The organism is uncultured Eubacterium sp. (genome assembly GCF_934295145.1).
Classification (GTDB): domain Bacteria; phylum Bacillota; class Clostridia; order Lachnospirales; family Lachnospiraceae; genus Eubacterium_I.
The window spans coordinates 1-4,582 of the sequence record NZ_CAKRAS010000103.1 but is presented as its reverse complement, the minus strand read 5'-3'; the positions used below and the strand labels follow the sequence as shown (position 1 = coordinate 4,582).

At 43.9% G+C, this 4,582-nt stretch carries 4 protein-coding genes; all 4 read right to left on the bottom strand.

Annotation, left to right across the window (positions count from 1 at the left end; genetic code table 11):
- Positions 1-265: hypothetical protein (locus tag Q0I54_RS13120; RefSeq protein ID WP_296119299.1), on the bottom strand; the 265-nt coding region annotated here is incomplete at its 3' end.
- 331 nt (positions 266-596) lie between these two features.
- On the bottom strand, positions 597-1,781 hold the full coding sequence (locus Q0I54_RS13115) for an iron-containing alcohol dehydrogenase (protein WP_296119297.1): 1,185 nt from the start codon (positions 1,779-1,781) through the stop codon (positions 597-599).
- A gap of 239 nt (positions 1,782-2,020) precedes the next feature.
- Positions 2,021-3,058, bottom strand: a complete 1,038-nt coding sequence (locus Q0I54_RS13110; protein ID WP_296119294.1) for a PTS transporter subunit IIC — start codon at positions 3,056-3,058, stop codon at positions 2,021-2,023.
- Positions 3,059-3,248: 190 nt separating this feature from the next.
- On the bottom strand, positions 3,249-4,582 hold a 1,334-nt coding region (locus Q0I54_RS13105), incomplete at its 5' end, for an MFS transporter (protein WP_296119292.1).

The window sequence follows — 4,582 nt, the reverse complement described above, 5'->3', positions numbered from 1 at the left end:
TTTTCTCCGTCGCTGGCAACAGTGTAGCCGTTCTTTTTTTCTCTTTCAAGGGCATGCCGCTGCGCGGTAGCTGAAATCCTTCCTCAGGCTCAGAATCTAAGAACATATAGTGGCTTCGCCACCAAAATAAGCAACTATAGATAAAGGCAAAGCAATTATAAATCTGTACCATACGGTTTTTTAAACTGTTTTTGAGTTTCTCGCCGTCGGTAATCGATCTATAGCAGTTCTTTTTTAGATGGTCAAGTATGGCGTATATAGCCAATGCCTTTCTCTTTTTCTGTTCTCTGTGTAAATCTGCGCATGCAACATAGTGTTTATTAGTTCAAAGAAGTGTATGCATGCGTGGTACGCAGTGCCACGGCGTAGATAAAAAGAAGCTGGAAGCAAAACTCCAAGGCAAGGCGGTAGACTGATTTTCGTTATCGGAGCGAGCATAGCCCGACCGCGGGAGTGTGTCTGAGCCAACAGCTGTTTTTGCTGTTGGTGAGTTCGCGGAAGCGGTCGGAGATAAGCGGCGCAGCGCAGATAGAAAATCATTCGTGCCGGCATTGGAGTTTTCTTCCAGCTTCTTTTTAAATTACCCTAAACAAGAATTACGCATCGTATGCCATACGGAACACTTCCAGTATATCATCGTACTCCAGTTCTTTGTAACCGATCAGAGTACGAGTCTTCCCTCTGGAGCAATTCAATGCCAGTGTCTCCAGATCAGCTTCCTTCACACCAAGCATTTTCAGATTGGTTGGCATTCCGATAGATGTATAAAACGCTTCCTGCATATTGATAGCCATCTCAACGGTTTTCTCCGGATGTTCAAAATCCACATCCACATTCCATACATTCTGCGCATACTGTAACCAACGGCTGATGTTTGCTTTGTATACATAACGTGCCCAGCTGCACCAGAGTGCCGCAAGACCTGCTCCGTGTGCCACCTGTGTATACATTCCGGAAACCTCATGCTCCAGCTGATGAACGACAAGCTGAGTCTTTCGTCCACATCCTGTCAGACCATTATGTGCCAATGAGGAAGCCCACATCATATTTGCACGCGCTTCATAGTTTTTCGGATCAGCCAGACAATCTTTTCCAGCCTTCATTACATTTTTAATCACTGCTTCCGCAATGGCATCCGTCAGATAAGTATCTTCGCCCGGGCAGAAGTAACGCTCAATGGTATGCATTCCAATATCAACAATACCACATGCTGTCTGATACGGACTTACCGTGTAGGTTAATTCCGGATTTTCAATCGCAAAATCCATGCGGTTGCAGCTGCATCCATAGCCACGTTTTTCATTCGTTTCGGTATTTGTAATTACGCAGGAATTGGACATTTCCGAACCGGCTGCTGCCAGTGTCAGGATTGCTCCTTTATGTAATGTTTTCTGTGGTACACATTTTCCCAGCGAAAAATCCCACACGTCAATATCCGGATTTGCCACACCGTTTGCAATATCTTTGGAAGAATCCAGTACAGAACCACCACCAACGGCTAATACAAAATCAACGCCTTCCCGCTGACAGAGTGCGATTCCTTCCCGCACCAGCTTCAGTTCCGGATTGGCTGTCACACCGCCAAGTTCCACATAATCAATCCCTTCTGCCTCCAGTGCTTTTTCTACGCGGTCTAATAATCCACTTTTTCTGGCAGACTGACCACCAAAATGAACCAGCACTTTCTTCGGAGCGAATCCGGCAATGATTTTTCCTACGTTTTGTTCTTCATCTTTTCCAAAATACACTTTTGTTGGTGTTTCATATACAAAATTTTCCATATTTTTTTACCTCCAGCAAACATTTGCTTGTGTTGATACAATGTTCTGATGTAAGTGACAAAGTATACTTTTGCCACTTACATCATGTATGTTATAACAATCCGAAAAAATGTTCAACCAATCCTTCGATATTCCATAAAACTTATGTTAACATTCCCTGTACCATTCAGAAAAATCCATTTACAAAATATAGCCTATATTTTGTAAATGGATTTTAGTATCATCTCTGTTTTCGGATTTTATACTTCCAGTTTCATGTCGCCTTCTTTGATCCATCCTGCTTTTCTCATTCCTTCTGAGAAGATCAATGTCACAACTGCCGGCAGAATAAAGTGCATAATAATAATCTGAATCAATGCCACTTTAGAAGACATGCCGGTCTCAAGCATAGCTCCATAGGCTGCGATCTGTCCGACAAATCCTGCGGAACCCATTCCTGATCCAATCGGTGTACTTACCATATGTAAAACTGCAGATGCAATTGGTCCTAAAATTGCACTGGAAATGATCGGTGGAAGCCAGATCAGTGGTCTGCGCAAAATATTTGGTACCTGAAGCATCGATGTTCCGATTCCCTGTGCAATAAAACCGCCAAATTTGTTTTCGCGATAACTTGCTACCGCAAAACCAACCATCTGACAACAGCATCCAATCGTTGCCGCACCTGCTGCAAGTCCTGTCAGTCCCATGGAAACACCAAGTGCTGCAGAACTGATCGGTAAGGTCAAAATCATTCCCATTAAAACAGATACTGCGATACCTCCAAGGACCGGCGAGGCCTCAACGTTAATATTTACCAGATTTCCAAGCCATTTCATAAAATTGGAAATTGGCGGTCCCACGATAAATCCGGCTGCCGCGCCTGCACAAATGGATACCAGTGGTGTCAAAATAATATCAATTTTTGTTCTTCCTGCAACCAGTCTGCCGCACTCGATACCGATCAGAGCTGCCACAAAAGCCCCCAGAGGTTCTCCTGCTTTTCCAAGTGCAAAGCTTTCCATTCCAAGTGTCGGAAATGCTCCGATCATACCAGCTACTGCTGCAGATACCGTCACAAGCGGCCCCTGCTTAAATTTTGCTGCCACACCAACGCCAATACCTGCGCCAGTCACTGTCTTTGCCACATTGGAAATCGCGATCAGATAAGTTCCAATCTCATTTCCTACTAAATTTCCAATCTGTCCAATGATTGTTCCGATGATCAATGTGGAAAAAAGTCCAAGTGCCATTCCACTTAAACCATCGATAAAAATATGATTTAGTACTTTTTTCATAAAACTTGTCTCCTTTATTCTCATATCGCTATATGGATATGGATTTTCATGGGATAGACAAATACACTTAATTTCGTTGTTTTGTCTGTCTTGTCACTTGTCGTCACATTATAGCACAGAGTATATAAAAAGAGAAGTCTGTCTTTGTCTCTCATTTTTCCTGATTTCTGTCTGACTACTATTAGTAGGCTTACTTTTGCATTGGCTGCCGTTTGAAGAAAAAGGCCAGAACCATGCATCCTGCCACAATCAGCATTGGAAGCCAGAACAGATTCATATAAATCGCACGAATTGCCTCCGGACTTTGCTGCGCTGCCTCTGCCGCATAATGTCCTGCATGAAGCACCGCCGAAAATACCACGCCGGCAATGGCTGTGCCTGCCTTCATCGTGCACATCATAAAGGACATCATCACACCCTGCGGGCGCTTGCCTGTTAAGGACTCTACTTCATCCACTGTGTCTGCACAGATGGCATAACACGGACTGGTTGCCATACTTTTTCCAAGTCCCGCCAACAGCATAAAAATACAGAATAAAATCAAATTTTTTCTGCATGCAAACATAACCACCGTCAACACCAGAAACACTCCAAATCCAAACAACATACAGTTTCTGTTTCCGAGCCGAGTCAACGCTTTTTCCATAAATAATGCTGCCAGCAGCTGCGTGGCCGTATAAATCGTCAACAGTACCGTTGCCATTTTTTCATCAAACAGCACATATTTTGCATAATAAATAATGCTCTGATTCTGCAGGATCATGACAACCATCACGCAGGCTCCGATCACACAAAGCAGAATCCAGGAACGGCTTTTTACCGCACAACGCAGGGATTCTTTCAAATTCATGCGCTCTGTCTCCGCCGATTTCACACGCTCCTTACAGGAAATTGTGCAGTTTCCGAGAAAAATCAGGCTGACAATTCCGTAAATCAGCGCCACGGGCGCAAAACTAAAACGTCCCTGCACGCCGCACAGAGCCACCAGTGGAAGCGTCAGAAAACTGACCAGAATATTTCCCATACTGCTTCCAAATACTTTGAAACTGTTCAGCAGCCTGCGTTCCCTGACATCGCAGGTAATCAGTGAAAGTAATGTACCGTATCCGGTATTATTGATGGCATACAACACGCAGAATGAAAGGTATGTAAAAAATGCAAATACTATTTTCCCACGGCTACTCAGATCCGGCACACAAAAGATCAATACAAACATCACCATCAATGGAATCGTTGTGGCGTACATAAATGGCTTCACTTTCCCCCGTTTAAAATGACATCCGTCAATAGCCACACCTGTCATAAAATTTACCAGCGCCTCGATCAGCCTGGTGATTCCTAGGATCAAACCTATAGCCGCAATGGAAATTCCTGCGATATCTGTATAATAATAGGAAAGGTAAGAACTGACTGCGCCAAACGTGATGCAACTGGCCACATCCCCGCCACTGTAACTGAATTTTTCCCACAAAGATATTTTTCCGTCTGTTCTTTGCATACTTCTATTTTTCATTGTCTGCCCCC

Coding starts and splice junctions, on each gene's coding strand:
- Q0I54_RS13115 (WP_296119297.1), bottom strand. CDS start 1,781: ATGGAAAATTTTGTATATGAAACACCAACAAAAGTGTATTTTGGAAAA.
- Q0I54_RS13110 (WP_296119294.1), bottom strand. CDS start 3,058: ATGAAAAAAGTACTAAATCATATTTTTATCGATGGTTTAAGTGGAATG.